Below are 13,633 nucleotides of genomic sequence, written 5' to 3' on the forward strand. Positions count from 1 at the left end.
TCTCCATTTAAGTAAAACGTTAAACGCTAAATGAATAAGCAAAATATTACTCAATCAACATGCCATAAAATTCTACAGATATCTTAGTTGCAGAGACTTTATAACACTAATAAAAGACAACTATACAACTGATAAACAATACCTATGACCCGCAACTATCACTCAGCGGCATCATCTTCAACGACAACAGTATCAATCAGCTCTTTGAGCTCTCCGTTCGCCGCCATCTCAGCAATAATGTCGCAACCGCCAATCAACTCTCCCTTAACCCACAGCTGCGGAAAGGTTGGCCAGTTTGCATACTTAGGGAGTTCCGCACGGATTTCCGGACTTTCCAGAATATTGACAAATGCGAAGCGAGCCCCACAAGACATAATCGCTTCAGACGCACGGGAAGAGAAGCCACACTGAGGGAAACGGGGAGTCCCCTTCATATACAAGAGGATATCGTTGGACTCAATCTGCTCTTTAATAGTATCTACAACGCTCATAAACCTACCTATGTTTTTACTGGTCGCCAGAAGTCCGGCATACATCAATTTTAGTGTCGAAATTCTAACATAAACCTGATTAATTTACTCAGGTATAACTGAAAAAATTCAGCATTAATACTCAGCCTTATAAAGATACGCTGATTAGAAAAACGGTATCTGAAACTATATGGGGGCAAGCATACTAAATCTCAAGTTACATTCTCTATCTTGCTTATTGTCTGGCAAGTACATAGAATGGCTGGTTTTCCGTTCGGCAGCCTCAAAAAGCTGCCGTTTTGCGTTACATAGAGGGACAATGATGTCTATACAGCCCGTTATGAATACTTACTCGCGTCTTTCAGTAGCATTTGATCACGGCGAAGGCTGCTGGCTGTTTGATACTGACGGCAACAAATATCTGGATGCACTCAGCGGTATCGCAGTATGCGGTCTGGGCCATGCACATCCAGCCGTCACTACAGCTATCAGTGAGCAGGCTAGCCAGCTCATTCATACATCCAACCTCTATACCATACCCAATCAGGAGCTACTGGCTGAACGGCTGACAAAGATCTCCGGTATGGACAACGTATTCTTCGGCAACTCCGGCGCTGAAGCAAACGAGGCAGCCATAAAACTGGCGCGTCGTTACGGACATGCCAAAGGCATCGACAAGCCTGCCACTATCGTCATGGAAGGCTCTTTTCACGGCCGGACTATGGCTACCCTGAGCGCTACAGGCAACCGTTCTGCTCAGGCCGGTTTTGAACCACTGGTCAGCGGATTTGTACGTGCACCCTATAACGATGTCGACGCAGTAAAGAATATTATTGCCAACAACGCCAGCGTTGTAGCCATTCTTGTTGAGCCTATTCAGGGGGAAGGCGGTGTTATCATTCCAGCCGATGACTACCTGAATCAACTACGCGAACTCTGTGATGCAAACGACATGCTATTAATGCTCGACGAAGTGCAGACAGGTAATGGGCGGACCGGAAGCTACTTTGCATACCAGCAGAACAACATCCTTCCCGATGTCGTTACGACCGCTAAAGGCCTGGGTAACGGTGTCCCAATCGGAGCTTGTCTGGCCCGGGGTAAAGCGACCGAAGTATTGGTACCTGGCACCCATGGTTCAACTTATGGCGGCAACCCACTATGCTGCGCCGCTGCATTGGCAGTCGTCGATACCATCACAGATGAAAAGTTAGACCAGCGCGCTGGCAAACTGGGCGACATGATTGCTGATGGCTTCCGCGCTCAACTAGGTGATGCATCCTACGTTAAAGAGATTCGCAACAAAGGCCTGATGATTGCGATTGAGTTAAGCGAAGCGGGCTCCGAACTAGCGGTTCTTTCTAAGGTTAAAGGCGTACTACTCAACGTTACCGGTGGTGGCAAAGTGGTACGTATGCTACCGCCTCTTATTATGAGCGACACCGAAGCGGAGCTACTGGTCAATACAGTATCCCGCATTATCAAAGTCTACATGGCTGACGAATAACAGAATCTGAGCAAGGCCTGTTTATTCAGGCCCACTGAACTATGACAACACGACACTTCTTAACACTGCTGGATTTAACCCCTGACGAGCTTAACAAGCTGATTCACAGAGCGGTTGAATTAAAACAGATCCGCAACAGCGGCGAAATTTACGAACCTTTAAAAAACCAGGTTCTGGCGATGATTTTTGAAAAATCATCCACCCGTACACGGGTCTCTTTTGAGGCAGGCATGGCTCAATTTGGCGGACACGCTCTGTTTCTCTCATCACGAGACACCCAGCTTGGCCGTGGCGAACCTATCGAAGACAGTGCAAAAGTGATTTCAAGCATGTGCGACGCAGTTATGATTCGTACCTTTGAGCACGAAACTGTTACCAGCTTTGCCGCCAACTCAAAAGTACCGGTCATCAACGCTCTCACCGATGACTATCATCCCTGTCAGCTGTTAGCCGATATGCAGACGTTTCTCGAGCACCGGGGTGATATCAAAGGTAAAACCGTCAGCTGGATAGGTGATGGCAATAATATGTGTCACTCCTACATTAATGCCGCCCGCCAGTTCGATTTTAAACTCCAGATAGCCTGCCCTGAAGGGTTCGATCCTGATCCTGAGCTGGTTGCGACCAACAGTGACCGGGTAACTATCTTCCGCACACCGGAAGAAGCCGTACAAGGCAGCCACCTTATCGTTACCGACGTTTGGGCTTCAATGGGCCAGGAAGAGGAACAAAAAGAGCGAGAGCAAGCATTTGCAGGCTACCAGGTGACCACCGAACTGCTTGATCAGGCGGATGAAAGCGCTATTTTCATGCACTGTCTGCCAGCCCATCGCGGCGAAGAAGTCAGTGCAGAGATGATGGACGATCCACGCTCAGTTGTATTTGATGAAGCGGAAAACCGCCTTCACGCGCAAAAAGCGCTGCTGGAGTTTCTACTGATAAAGTAGAGCTCATTGCCGATAGAGCCTGCACCCCAGCAGGCTCTATATCACTCAAAGATCCCGCATGAGTGAAATTCATACTATACTCTGTTTCAAACGCACATTTATTGAGGCATGACGGCATGATCGAACTTCGACATCTCAAGACACTTTCTGCACTGAGGGACTCAGGCAGTCTGGTAGAAGCTGCCGAACGCATTCATCTGACCCAATCAGCACTGTCTCATCAGATTAAAGATCTTGAAGATCGCCTCGATTGCTCTCTGTTTATTCGCAAAACCAAGCCCATCTGTTTTACCAGTGCTGGCCAGCGGATACTGACTCTGGCTGATGATGTGTTACCGATGATTCGCAATGCTGAACGGGATATCGCCCGCCTGGCCGGTGGCGAAGCCGGTCGGTTAAATATCTGTATCGAGTGCCATAGCTGCTTCGACTGGCTCATGCCCACCATCGACCATTTCCGTCAAAACTGGCCTGAAGTAGAGATGGACCTGACCACCGGTTTCAGTTTTCAGCCTCTGCCGGCACTGGCACGCGGCGATATTGATCTGGTCATCACTGCAGATCCGGAGCCTCGTAACGGCATCACCTATATTCCATTGTTCTCTTACGAGTCAGTACTGGCGTTAAGTAAGCAACATCAACTGGTAGCCCGAAAAGTAATTCAACCACAAGATCTCGAGCAGCAAACCCTGATCACCTACCCCGTCGATCCGCAACGTCTGGATGTCTTTAAGCACTTCCTCGATCCTGCCGGTATTGATCCAGGTGAGCTACGGACATCTGAGCTAACTGTCATGATTATGCAGTTAGTTGCCAGCGGCCGAGGCGTATCCGCCATGCCTAACTGGGCGATCCACCAGTATATTGAGCAGGATTACATCACTTCACGTCCACTGGGCGATAAAGGAGTATGGTGCACCCTCTACGCGGCGATTCGAGAAGATCAAAAAGATGCTGATTTTATGGTCGACTTCCTGAATACCGCAAAAGAGATCACCTTCCGCAACCTCAGCGGTATCAAATCCGCCTGATGCAACAACTGGGCAATTCCGCACAGGCAACTACCCTGCTTTACCTGCCGACCCCGCCGCTGGTTAATACAAACAACCCGCTGGACTATGGCGCTCTGTGCGAGCTGAATGGAAACCACTGGCGTAAAATTCTGATCATTCTGGCAAAGCTGCAATGCCCGGATACAGACTGGCGCAACTACCGTGATCAGCTGTTACTGAAACAGCATGAAGCGATCATTTTTAGTGACCAGTTACTTCCGGGAAAGCAACTCCAGATTGTGGCAGGCAAAGCCAGCTGGGGGCGCCTGGGGCTGAATCCGGAGCAATTTTCACCCCTTGAAGAGAGCAATCGACTGTTACGGCAAGGCAACATTATTTTGACACCTTATCCAGATTACCGGCAATTCCCCAATCACCTGATAGACCAGCTCAGACCGATCATCCACGCATCAAATAAAGACTAGCCTTCCCACTCATCCAGCACCTCTTTAGCGGCACGAAACGCTTCCTGTGCCGCAGGAGCACCACAATAGACAATGGAGTGCAGCAGCACTTCCTGGATCTCTTCTACTGTACAGCCATTATTCAGCGCCCCCCGAACATGACCTTTAAGCTCAGCCGGTGCTTTGAGCGCAGCAAGCATCGCAATAGTCACCAGTGATCGGGTACTTCGCGGCAAGCCTTCTCGCTGCCAGGTACTTCCCCAGGCGTGCTCATTAATCCAGTCCTGAACCGGCTGAGTCAGCTCCGTTGTATTTTCAATCGCTTTTTGAACAAAGGCTTCACCCATCACCTCAGTGCGAACCTTTAAACCATTCTGCTTATCTTGCTCAGACATAAAATCCCTCAACACTTTCAAAACTACTGATTAGAAACAACTGCAACTATTGGGATGACATACTACTGATCTCTCAGCAACAGTCCAATAATCCACACTCATCACCCTTCACCCCGTGAAAAGTGTGCTTTTTTTATCCATCAACCCTTACCTGAAAAGAGGATCAGAGCTACACTACTGCCTCTGAATTTTTACTTTTATAGCGGTACTTTACTGATGGACACTTGGTCACCCGACAGCTGGAAAAGCAAACCTATTCTGCAACAACCTGAATATCAGGACTCAGCTGCAGTTCAACAGGTAGAGAACGAACTATCCCAACTCCCCCCACTGGTTTTTGCGGGTGAAGTGCGTTCGCTGCACAAGCAATTAGCCGATGTAGCAGCCGGAGATGCCTTCCTGCTTCAGGGTGGAGACTGTGCTGAAAGCTTTGCTGAGTTCAGTGCGACTAATATTCGGGATACTTTCCAGGTCATGCTACAGATGGCCGTCGTAATGACGTTTGCCGGAAGCTGCCCGGTCGTAAAAGTTGCCCGTATCGCTGGCCAGTACGCCAAACCACGCTCTGCCGGCACAGAAACCGTTAATGGAATAGAGCTACCAAGTTATCGCGGTGATATCATCAACGATATCGCTTTTGACGCATCTGCCCGTCAGCCTGATCCATACCGCCTGATTAAGGCTTACAACCAATCCACATCAACACTAAACCTGATGCGCGCGTTTGCACAGGGTGGTTTTGCTGATCTACACAAAGTCCATCAATGGAACCAGGGCTTTATTAAGAAAAGCCCTCAGGGTGAAAAGTATCAGCACCTGGCCGATCAGATCGATGACACTCTGGCGTTTATGGAAGCCTGCGGCATCCGCAGCAGCAATGTACCCCAGCTGAAAGAAACCTCGGTTTATACCTCTCACGAAGCGCTTCTCCTGAACTATGAGCAAGCACTTACCCGCCAGGATAGCCTGACAAGTCGCTGGTACGATTGCTCTGCGCATATGCTCTGGATCGGTGACCGCACTCGTCAGTTAGATGGTGCGCATATCGAATTCCTGCGCGGTGTTGAAAACCCAATTGGAGTTAAAGTGGGTCCGAGCATGAAGCCGGATGAACTGATTCAACTCATCGATACCCTGAATCCTACAAACATGCCTGGTCGGCTAACGCTGATCAGCCGGATGGGGGCAGACTCTATCACTGAGATGCTACCTCCCCTTGCCCGCCGGGTAAAAGAGGAAGGCCGTAACGTAGTTTGGAGTTCTGACCCGATGCATGGCAATACGATCAAAGCCAGCAGCGGTTATAAAACCCGAAGCGTCGACAGCATACTGAAAGAGATGAAAGGATTCTTTGAAGTTCATCGCGCGGAAGGTACATACGCAGGCGGCGTACATTTCGAAATGACTGGCCAGAACGTTACCGAATGCGTGGGCGGTGCATACCAGATCACTGAAGAGGGATTAGGGGATCGCTACCACACCCACTGCGACCCTCGTCTAAATGGCGATCAAGCTCTGGAACTGGCATTTCTGATTGCGGATACTCTAAAGCAGGCCCGTAAACCGTAATGAACCAGCATGCAGAGCTGAATCAGCTATTAGTAAAGCTGGAAGCCGAGATGCGGGCCTGGTCACTCTGGTCCGCAACGCCACCTTCGGCTTCAGCTCTGCAAAGTACTCAGCCTTTTTGTATCGATACTCTGAGCTTCTGGGAATGGGTACAATGGTTGATGCTGCCACGTTTCAAGCAGATGATTGAGTTAAAGCAGAGATTACCACAGGGGAGTAACATCACCCCAATGGCAGAAGAAGTCATTCTGAATGCCAAGATTAAAAGTGACAAACTGATCGACTACTTTTCAGCACTCGACCAGCTTCTCAGCAAGTCACACTAAGATCGCCATACAGCAACAACCTTACTCGGTAAGCAAGCCGTCCAGAACGATCTGGTTATAACCAACGACACCCAGCACCTCACCCTTATCAAACACCGGCACTGTTGCCAAACCGAAGTTATCAAACAGACGCGCACAGTAACGCACATCCATTTCAGGATCGACACCGATAACCGGCTTGGTCATGATCTCGTAGACGTTCATACGCTCAGGCGCCTTATCTTGTGCCAGTACTTTTTTAGCAATATCCGACAGCAACAAGATTCCGTACTCGTCATTATCATGGCGTTTATTAACCAGTAACGCCGACACTTTCTGTTCTTTATAGATACGGATTGCGTCTTTAATGGTGATCAAGCCATCCACCATTGCGTAATCCTGCGCCATCACATCTTTGACCCGAATCACTTTACGGTCACTCATAACTCTTCCTCGACTAAGTTTGTCAGGGTTTCTATCTGATGGGCAACCCCGACAGCATCTTCGACATCAAGCTGAATAGCGATACCCTGTCCTGGCTTCTCATCAAAATCAGCCACAATAGAAATTGTTTCCAGGATTTTTCGGCTCAAGTGCTCTTCAACAATGAATAACAATACATCCCGCTGACTTTCCAACGATAAACCAAAGAACGTTTTGTTCTTAGTAACCCCTTCACCCCGGGCATTGTTGATGACGGTAGCGCCAGTAGCACCCGCTTCCCGAGCTGCCTTCATCACCTTATCGGTTTTGGAATCTTCAACAAACACTACTAATAGCTTGAAGTGCATATTCCTGTCCTATTCCTCATTAACCATCTCTTCATGTTGCTGCTTGCGTTTAGCACGAGCAGCAACCATTTCAGTAATCTGTGCGTAACCCATTACCGTAATCATCGGGAAAAGGCTGGCGAAAGCGATCAAACCAAAGCCGTCGATCAATGCACTACGCCCGGGTACCGTACTCGCTAACCCCAGACCTAATGCTGCTACCAACGGGACCGTTACCGTCGAGGTGGTTACACCACCCGAGTCATAAGCCAGGGGCACGATAAGTTTGGGAGCAAAAAAGGTCTGTATCACCACAAAAATATAGCCGGTGATAATAAACCAGTGAATAGGATAACCGGTGACGATCCGAAATGTCCCCAGACTAATACCCACAGCAACACCCAGCGCTACCGCAAGACGCAACCCCCAAACACCGATAGCACCGCCAGATACTTCATTGGCCTTTATCGCTACAGCGATCAAAGAGGGTTCTGCAATAGTGGTGCTGGCACCAATAGCAAACGCAAAAATATAAACCCAATAATAGTCAGACCAGTGCAAGACCTCTCCAACCGCCGACATACTGCCTCGGATAAATTCTGGGTCCGTTAGCTGTTGTGCCATCAAGCGGCCTACCGGGAACAATGCTTTTTCCAGCCCCAGTAAAAATAACGCGAGCCCAACAATGACATAAGCGAAACCAAACAACACTTTTTTAAGATGCGGAATCGGCCGCCGAATCACCAAGAGCTGAAAACCAAAGATAATAACGACTATTGGGATTACATCTTTGATCGTGGACAACAAAATAGTGAACAACTGTGACAATGTTTCCATCAGATCACCATCCCATAGGCCATTACAAAGATCATCGGCGTCAAAGAGGCAAAAGCGATCAAACCGAAGCCATCGATCATCGGGTTACGTCCCTCAATGGAAGACGCCAGCCCAACCCCCAAAGCCGTAACCAACGGCACAGTAATCGTTGAGGTAGTCACTCCTCCGGAGTCGTAAGCAATACCGATAATTTCTTGCGGGGCAAAGCCAGTCATAACAACGACCAGAACATATCCGATAGCGATCATATAATGGATCGGCCAGCCTTTAAGGATTCGAATCACACCGATCACAATAGCCAGACCGACCGAAACCGCGACGGTGTATCGCAGGCCTGAGGCATAACTTTTCATCGCCTCCTCCGTTGCATCAATCATTCCACCTTCAGCGGCAACACTCGCGGCCTCAGCCGCCACGGCAATCAACGCCGGTTCAGCCACCGTCGTACCAAAACCCAAAGAGAAGGAGAAGATGAGTAGCCAGAACAAACTACCCTTACGAGCAAATGAATGAGCCAGCACTTCGCCGATAGGGAAGAGCCCCATCTCGAGACCATAAATAAAGAAGGTAAGACCCGCCACCACGCAGAGTAAACCGGTTAATAACCCAAACAGATCGGGAACCGACTGCTGCAGTACCACCACTTGAAAGAAACCAATCACAACCACTATTGGCAAAAGGTCTCTCAAACTCCCTGCCATTGAACGCCCCAGGGCGACAAAAACGTTACTCAAAAGAGCTCCCTTTAACCGATAAATCGTTTCCACTGTCACTACATAACGCTCTTTTACAGCGTATATGCGCATGAACAAGAAACAGCAGAATATTAATTTTTACTGATAGGATAATGATATAAAAAACAGCCCAAAATCTACAGCAATTTCAGTACCAATTTGGGTGCAAAAAGCTATTTCTACACCGAAGCCCCTCTGCAAGTCCAATGGACTGACATCACAAACCTGCTGCCTCAGTTTGCAAATGACATTTCGCATCATGAATAGCGAAAGCAGGCACTGTATCTGCAGTGCCTGCACTGTTAAAATAGCCGCAGTTTTTTTCTATCAGGCACCCCCATGGCACACTTTGAAACACTGACCGATTTTATTCGACAAACTGATGCACAATTCCGCATCTTTGATATGGGCCGCTGCATCAGCAAGCTATCGCCTGACAGTTTTCGTCAGATGGAGATGGGCCATGTTCCCTATCCAAAGCCCTTTCTTCATCAGGCCTGGGTGGCTGTGCTTATGTGGAATCCTAAACGGGCAGAAGAGAACGTCGTATGGTTTCTTAAACTGCCGCTGGATGAACAGGGCTTTCTGGTACAGGCCGCACGGGACGATTTCCTTAACCGCTTACTACAAAACCTGAGCAATAGCATGGGTAAAGCTCCGTTAGACCAGCCCGCTGACGCAACTGAATACCGTGATGCACTGAAGGACAACCCCTTCTCTTTCACCCCTGATCAGGAAAAAATGGCCGCGTTTCACGCGACAGCAACACTGACTACACGACAACCGGCTTCGAGCTTCTACGACACCGCCCGGTCATATTTTCATGGTAAATCTGATCTAAGCGATTGGAATACACTGGGATACCAGGGAATTGCTGATTATGTCATTCGCTGCCAGGGTGAATCAGGGAAAGTGAGCAATGAAGAAAAGCTAGCTTCAATATTCAATCAGCTACCGGACACACCCCTTGAAGCGGCTGCCACTTTTATTGAGCATATCCAGCCCGCCACAGCACTCACACAATCAATACTGCTTAAGTTAAATACCGTCGTGTCTGAGGAACAAGTTTCAGCGAATCAAATCGGCGCATTACTCAGAGCGGTCTCCCAATGCCCTGAGACTGATGAGAAAATCGCAGCCCTGACCGCCGTACTTAACAGTGGTTATGGCACCGAAGCGGAAGTAATTGCTGCTCTAGCCAGCCGCTGCTGGGCAAGTTTGCAATATCCTGAGCTGCTTAAGCTGTTCTTAGAAAAGCTGGCCATCAATCAAACAGGTCAGGAATGCTTTAACCGGGTCATGGCAGACCTGATGTTTATCCCGACGCTAAGAGCGCTGACATTGCAGCAGTTCAGGTCTCCTGAACGTAGCGAAGAACTCAGCCAAGCGATTGGAGGGATGTTTGGGGATGGGTTTCTATAACCAGTACTACTCTTCAAGGCATAAAAAAGCCCCGAATCCGGGGCTTTTTTATGCCTGATAATCATCCGGCAGTTTAATACTCAAGCCCCAGCTTTCAGCCCGTTGCTGGCTGGCCTGACGAAATCGCTCGCGAACCTCCGTTCCGGCAGGTTTGGTCAGATAAAACAGTAGTGTACTGGCCTTTTCAGAACTCAGGTTCTGCTCATCTCCCCAGCGCTGAATAAATTCCACCAGCGTATTATCACTCTTATCTTCTAACGCTACGGGGACTTCTACTGAGAGATCTTCTCCAGCCCGCACCCGGCGACAGATAACCTGATAGTTATAACGAAAATCCGGAAAAATCCTATCTTCACTTTCACTGCGCAGACGAAACCAGCCGGTGGCTTTGCCAGCATGATAAAGCGCCTGATGAGTCCAGTCATGTGCTGTCGGATGATCGGCATAGCGACATACTTCCTCATAAGCAATTCTCGCAGGAGGAAGTCCAAAATCTCCACTTTGCTCATTAAGGATGGTCAGAAATTCAGAGATGGTTGGCATCCACGCCAGGGTTTCTTTGCAACGGTTAATCGCTGACACCATTTCCGCTTCACCATAACCCTGAATACTCAGCGCCCATTCTCGTTTAGCGATACGGATCTCATCCTGAGTTTCAAAACAACTCTTAAATTTATGCCCGTATATCGCCATAAAGCGGGCAAAAATCATATTCACCAGTGTTTTAGTTTCGGTTGTAATTGCCGCAGCTTCGGCTGTGGCATCAGGATTACCAGTCGGTGTCCTTGATGTCCATGATGGCTGCGGTAACCCGCTGGCGCTTTTCCCTATTATCTGGGCGGGCGTTTTCATGGTTTACACCTTTATTAGTACCTTGGTCCGCCCGCTTTTTGCGCGCGTCACGTGTCTGTTTATTAACCCATTCCCGCTTGACCCAAGCAAGGAATTTCTGATCCCAGTTCGACTCTTTACGGTCTTTATCCAGCCAGTAAAGCACGAATTCATCCAGTAAATTATCGGCAAAATCAGCAGGAATACTATGCCGGGGCAACATATCCAACAACGTTTGAGACGGCCGCCAACCCAGAAACATCGTATGCAGTTTCTGATTTTTCTGCTCAATTTCATTCAAGCGGGTTGCGAAATCATTTTCTGAGGTTGTTTCGCAACTAGGCGTTATCTGACGGCTTTTTGACCAGCCAATACTGCCGCCAAACGTTGGTGCCGGGCCTAACTTTCTGGGTTGAGCCTGATGTACCCGGCGACTAATCTCGCTCCGCTCCGGAGGCTGTTCCACAACGGGCAGCTCCTGAACAACAACAGGTTCAATATGCTCAGGCACATGAGTTCCATCCTGAGTATAACCTTGCGAAGCCCCCTTATACTCAGCCGCTGTCTGCTCGCTGATCAGGGTGATTTTTATTGCACCGCCATGCCCAAAAGATGCCTGTATATAACTTTGTGAAACAAGACTATTGGTCACAATTGCCAGCTGATCTTCATCCCAGAAGTTTGCCAGCGACACCCACTCTTCCCGGCTAAGCACAGCGGCCAGATGACCTGACGGATCTGGCAGGCCGTGCAGTTGGATATACTCCTGATACAAGGCCAGAAGAATCGCTTCATCGGAGCCTGCCGTACGTGCCAGCGAAGGATAAAACAGTACGGGTTTTTCCGGAAAGCGGAAGCTCATAGTGATTCCATAATATAAAACGTAAAGGCTAAAGAGAACAAAGCCACCCAGTGGAACCATCAAAACATCTCAAAAGATGCGGCGATGGATCTACGAGGTGGCCCTCATCTCACATTTATTAAGCTAGCTAATCAGCCGTCTTGTGCGAACTGCTCTACCGCACGCAATACATCCCGGCGACTGATCTGGCCGATTAGTTTACCATTTTTTACTACCGGTAAGCGACGTCTGCCATTGTTTATAAACTCCTCTGCCACAGAAATAATATCGGCATCATAAGCAATAGTGTAAACCTCAGGAGACATATAATCGCCAACCCGACCACCCATCTCTTCCTCATGATAAGTCAGTGTCAGAATTGCTTTAAGACAGTCCGCCTCAGATAACAACCCCACCAATTCACCTTCCTGACTAATCACCGGCGCACCGGTAATACGGTATTGCAGCAATAAGTTAATCGCTTCAAACAGATCGGTTTCAGGGGTAAAGGTTATCAGCTTTTCAGCCATATAATCGCTGGCTTTTACAGATCGCAGCATTGAGTATCCTCCAACCGGATATCAGGGTGATTGCAGGCCTGTCGGCCCTGTTTTGTATTATCTTAGCCCAGGAGAGCGATACAAAACACTGTCCAGGATCTATCAATTAGGCGTACAAAGGGATATTAGTTAAATACCACCGTTTTATTTCCATGTACCAATACCCGATCTTCCAGATGCCAGCGTAATCCACGGGACAAAACTGTTTTTTCCACATCCTTACCCAGACGAACCATCTCTTCAGGCTGGTCTCTGTGGCTAACACGCACTACATCCTGATCAATGATCGGTCCGGCATCCAGCTCTTCAGTCACATAATGGCAGGTGGCTCCGATCAGCTTAACCCCTCGCTCATGCGCCTGATGGTATGGCTTTGCACCCGCAAACGAGGGCAAAAAACTATGGTGAATATTGATAATCTTATGACGATAAAGATCACACACGCTACTCGGCAAAATCTGCATATAACGCGCCAGCACCACTGTATCGGCCTGATGTTCAACAATCAGCTGATGCACTTTATCAAAGTGTGGTTGTTTATCTTCTTTATCCACCGGCACATGGTGATAGGGAATACCATGCCATTCGACCATGCTGCGCAGATCATCATGATTAGAGATCACACAAGGGATCTCACAATCCAGCTCACCTTCGTGATAACGATAGAGTAAATCAGCCAGACAATGGGAGTCTTTGCTCGCCATCAGTATGACTTTTTTAGGTTGAGATGAATCAGACAGTTCCCACTGCATATTAAATGACTGGGCGATCGGCGTGAATTGCTCGATCAGCTGCTCACGGCTAAAATTTACCGATGCAGAAACAATCTCAACCCGCATAAAGAACCAACCGTTGGAGCTATCGGAGTGCTGATTGGCATCAGCAATAGAGCCACCGTGACTGGAGATAAAATTACTTACCATTGCGACGATACCCAAGCGATCCGGGCAAGCCAGTACCAGTCTGAATCTGCGTTCCATGATGTCCTT

General features: G+C 48.5%; 17 protein-coding genes. 7 read left to right on the top strand and 10 right to left on the bottom strand.

The annotated features are described in order from the left end of the window. Positions 1 to 158 precede the first annotated feature (158 nt). A complete protein-coding gene (gene grxD, locus AMJAP_RS13695; RefSeq protein ID WP_040403932.1) occupies positions 159 to 491 on the bottom strand; it encodes a Grx4 family monothiol glutaredoxin in 333 nt (110 codons plus the stop codon). A gap of 301 nt (positions 492 to 792) precedes the next feature. Here grxD and AMJAP_RS13700 point away from each other — a divergent pair, with 301 nt between their 5' ends. The 4 genes from AMJAP_RS13700 (at position 793) to AMJAP_RS13715 (ending at position 4,401) form a co-directional block, all read left to right on the top strand. Then, positions 793 to 1,977 carry an aspartate aminotransferase family protein gene (locus AMJAP_RS13700; RefSeq protein ID WP_019619971.1) on the top strand — a complete coding sequence of 395 codons (1,185 nt, stop codon included), beginning with the start codon at positions 793 to 795 and terminating at the stop codon, positions 1,975 to 1,977. Positions 1,978 to 2,018: 41 nt separating this feature from the next. Next, the gene (argF, locus tag AMJAP_RS13705) at positions 2,019 to 2,924 is read left to right on the top strand and encodes an ornithine carbamoyltransferase (protein WP_019619970.1); all 906 of its coding nucleotides are present in this window, start codon (positions 2,019 to 2,021) and stop codon (positions 2,922 to 2,924) included. Positions 2,925 to 3,040: 116 nt separating this feature from the next. Continuing rightward, the gene (locus tag AMJAP_RS13710) at positions 3,041 to 3,955 is read left to right on the top strand and encodes a LysR family transcriptional regulator (RefSeq protein WP_019619969.1); all 915 of its coding nucleotides are present in this window, start codon (positions 3,041 to 3,043) and stop codon (positions 3,953 to 3,955) included. Then, on the top strand, positions 3,955 to 4,401 hold the full coding sequence (locus AMJAP_RS13715) for a DUF6942 family protein (RefSeq protein WP_019619968.1): 447 nt from the start codon (positions 3,955 to 3,957) through the stop codon (positions 4,399 to 4,401). The genes AMJAP_RS13710 and AMJAP_RS13715 overlap by 1 nt, the downstream gene beginning before the upstream one ends. On the opposite strand, the gene AMJAP_RS13720 is transcribed toward AMJAP_RS13715, so the two are convergent. Further along, positions 4,398 to 4,775, bottom strand: coding sequence for a carboxymuconolactone decarboxylase family protein (locus AMJAP_RS13720; protein WP_019619967.1), 378 nt, complete (start codon positions 4,773 to 4,775; stop codon positions 4,398 to 4,400). The genes AMJAP_RS13715 and AMJAP_RS13720 overlap by 4 nt on opposite strands. Positions 4,776 to 4,991: 216 nt before the next feature. On the opposite strand from AMJAP_RS13720, the gene AMJAP_RS13725 reads away from it, so the two are divergent. Both AMJAP_RS13725 and AMJAP_RS13730 read left to right on the top strand, forming a co-directional pair. Then, entirely contained in the window at positions 4,992 to 6,344 is a 1,353-nt protein-coding gene (locus AMJAP_RS13725) for a class II 3-deoxy-7-phosphoheptulonate synthase (protein ID WP_019619966.1), read from the top strand. Continuing rightward, complete coding sequence (locus tag AMJAP_RS13730) at positions 6,344 to 6,670, top strand: YqcC family protein (protein WP_019619965.1); 327 nt, start codon at positions 6,344 to 6,346, stop codon at positions 6,668 to 6,670. The genes AMJAP_RS13725 and AMJAP_RS13730 overlap by 1 nt, the downstream gene beginning before the upstream one ends. A 21-nt stretch (positions 6,671 to 6,691) precedes the next feature. Here the strand turns inward: AMJAP_RS13730 and AMJAP_RS13735 are convergent, their stop codons facing one another. From AMJAP_RS13735 to AMJAP_RS13750, 4 genes are read right to left on the bottom strand one after another with little or no spacing between them, the layout of a single operon-like run. Next, on the bottom strand, positions 6,692 to 7,093 hold the full coding sequence (locus AMJAP_RS13735) for a CBS domain-containing protein (protein WP_019619964.1): 402 nt from the start codon (positions 7,091 to 7,093) through the stop codon (positions 6,692 to 6,694). Continuing rightward, positions 7,090 to 7,440, bottom strand: a complete 351-nt coding sequence (locus AMJAP_RS13740) for a P-II family nitrogen regulator (RefSeq protein WP_019619963.1) — start codon at positions 7,438 to 7,440, stop codon at positions 7,090 to 7,092. Before AMJAP_RS13740 ends, AMJAP_RS13735 begins: the two co-directional genes overlap by 4 nt. 9 nt (positions 7,441 to 7,449) lie before the next feature. Continuing rightward, a complete protein-coding gene (locus tag AMJAP_RS13745) occupies positions 7,450 to 8,256 on the bottom strand; it encodes a DUF1538 domain-containing protein (protein ID WP_019619962.1) in 807 nt (268 codons plus the stop codon). Next, a complete protein-coding gene (locus AMJAP_RS13750; protein WP_026339919.1) occupies positions 8,256 to 8,957 on the bottom strand; it encodes a DUF1538 domain-containing protein in 702 nt (233 codons plus the stop codon). Before AMJAP_RS13750 ends, AMJAP_RS13745 begins: the two co-directional genes overlap by 1 nt. A 372-nt stretch (positions 8,958 to 9,329) precedes the next feature. Between AMJAP_RS13750 and AMJAP_RS13755 the strand changes: the two genes are divergently transcribed. Next, positions 9,330 to 10,412: a DUF3549 family protein gene (locus AMJAP_RS13755; RefSeq protein ID WP_019619960.1), complete on the top strand. Its 1,083-nt coding sequence runs from the start codon at positions 9,330 to 9,332 to the stop codon at positions 10,410 to 10,412. A gap of 48 nt (positions 10,413 to 10,460) precedes the next feature. Here AMJAP_RS13755 and AMJAP_RS13760 read toward each other — a convergent pair whose 3' ends face one another. From AMJAP_RS13760 to purU, 4 genes are all read right to left on the bottom strand, one after another. Continuing rightward, a complete protein-coding gene (locus AMJAP_RS13760; RefSeq protein ID WP_169336931.1) occupies positions 10,461 to 11,264 on the bottom strand; it encodes a replication protein P in 804 nt (267 codons plus the stop codon). Next, entirely contained in the window at positions 11,182 to 12,105 is a 924-nt protein-coding gene (locus AMJAP_RS13765) for a DnaT-like ssDNA-binding domain-containing protein (RefSeq protein WP_019619958.1), read from the bottom strand. The genes AMJAP_RS13760 and AMJAP_RS13765 overlap by 83 nt, the downstream gene beginning before the upstream one ends. A gap of 131 nt (positions 12,106 to 12,236) precedes the next feature. Further along, positions 12,237 to 12,644 (bottom strand): CBS domain-containing protein, encoded by a 408-nt coding sequence (locus tag AMJAP_RS13770; protein ID WP_019619957.1) that lies wholly within the window; start codon positions 12,642 to 12,644, stop codon positions 12,237 to 12,239. 125 nt (positions 12,645 to 12,769) lie between these two features. Further along, the gene (gene purU / locus AMJAP_RS13775) at positions 12,770 to 13,624 is read right to left on the bottom strand and encodes a formyltetrahydrofolate deformylase (protein WP_019619956.1); all 855 of its coding nucleotides are present in this window, start codon (positions 13,622 to 13,624) and stop codon (positions 12,770 to 12,772) included. Between the last annotated feature and the right edge of the window lie 9 nt (positions 13,625 to 13,633).

This window comes from Amphritea japonica ATCC BAA-1530, from assembly GCF_016592435.1.
Taxonomy (GTDB): Bacteria; Pseudomonadota; Gammaproteobacteria; order Pseudomonadales; family Balneatricaceae; genus Amphritea; species Amphritea japonica.

What these genes read in the sequence shown, in the direction of transcription:
- AMJAP_RS13735 (WP_019619964.1), bottom strand. Translation starts at nt 7,093, where the DNA reads ATGAGTGACCGTAAAGTGATTCGGGTCAAAGATGTGATGGCGCAGGAT.
- AMJAP_RS13710 (WP_019619969.1), top strand. Translation starts at nt 3,041, where the DNA reads ATGATCGAACTTCGACATCTCAAGACACTTTCTGCACTGAGGGACTCA.
- AMJAP_RS13730 (WP_019619965.1), top strand. Translation starts at nt 6,344, where the DNA reads ATGAACCAGCATGCAGAGCTGAATCAGCTATTAGTAAAGCTGGAAGCC.
- AMJAP_RS13760 (WP_169336931.1), bottom strand. Translation starts at nt 11,264, where the DNA reads ATGAAAACGCCCGCCCAGATAATAGGGAAAAGCGCCAGCGGGTTACCG.
- AMJAP_RS13765 (WP_019619958.1), bottom strand. Translation starts at nt 12,105, where the DNA reads ATGAGCTTCCGCTTTCCGGAAAAACCCGTACTGTTTTATCCTTCGCTG.
- AMJAP_RS13745 (WP_019619962.1), bottom strand. Translation starts at nt 8,256, where the DNA reads ATGGAAACATTGTCACAGTTGTTCACTATTTTGTTGTCCACGATCAAA.
- AMJAP_RS13715 (WP_019619968.1), top strand. Translation starts at nt 3,955, where the DNA reads ATGCAACAACTGGGCAATTCCGCACAGGCAACTACCCTGCTTTACCTG.
- AMJAP_RS13725 (WP_019619966.1), top strand. Translation starts at nt 4,992, where the DNA reads ATGGACACTTGGTCACCCGACAGCTGGAAAAGCAAACCTATTCTGCAA.
- AMJAP_RS13755 (WP_019619960.1), top strand. Translation starts at nt 9,330, where the DNA reads ATGGCACACTTTGAAACACTGACCGATTTTATTCGACAAACTGATGCA.
- AMJAP_RS13770 (WP_019619957.1), bottom strand. Translation starts at nt 12,644, where the DNA reads ATGCTGCGATCTGTAAAAGCCAGCGATTATATGGCTGAAAAGCTGATA.
- argF (WP_019619970.1), top strand. Translation starts at nt 2,019, where the DNA reads ATGACAACACGACACTTCTTAACACTGCTGGATTTAACCCCTGACGAG.
- AMJAP_RS13740 (WP_019619963.1), bottom strand. Translation starts at nt 7,440, where the DNA reads ATGCACTTCAAGCTATTAGTAGTGTTTGTTGAAGATTCCAAAACCGAT.
- AMJAP_RS13720 (WP_019619967.1), bottom strand. Translation starts at nt 4,775, where the DNA reads ATGTCTGAGCAAGATAAGCAGAATGGTTTAAAGGTTCGCACTGAGGTG.
- AMJAP_RS13700 (WP_019619971.1), top strand. Translation starts at nt 793, where the DNA reads ATGTCTATACAGCCCGTTATGAATACTTACTCGCGTCTTTCAGTAGCA.
- AMJAP_RS13750 (WP_026339919.1), bottom strand. Translation starts at nt 8,957, where the DNA reads ATGGCAGGGAGTTTGAGAGACCTTTTGCCAATAGTGGTTGTGATTGGT.
- purU (WP_019619956.1), bottom strand. Translation starts at nt 13,624, where the DNA reads ATGGAACGCAGATTCAGACTGGTACTGGCTTGCCCGGATCGCTTGGGT.
- grxD (WP_040403932.1), bottom strand. Translation starts at nt 491, where the DNA reads ATGAGCGTTGTAGATACTATTAAAGAGCAGATTGAGTCCAACGATATC.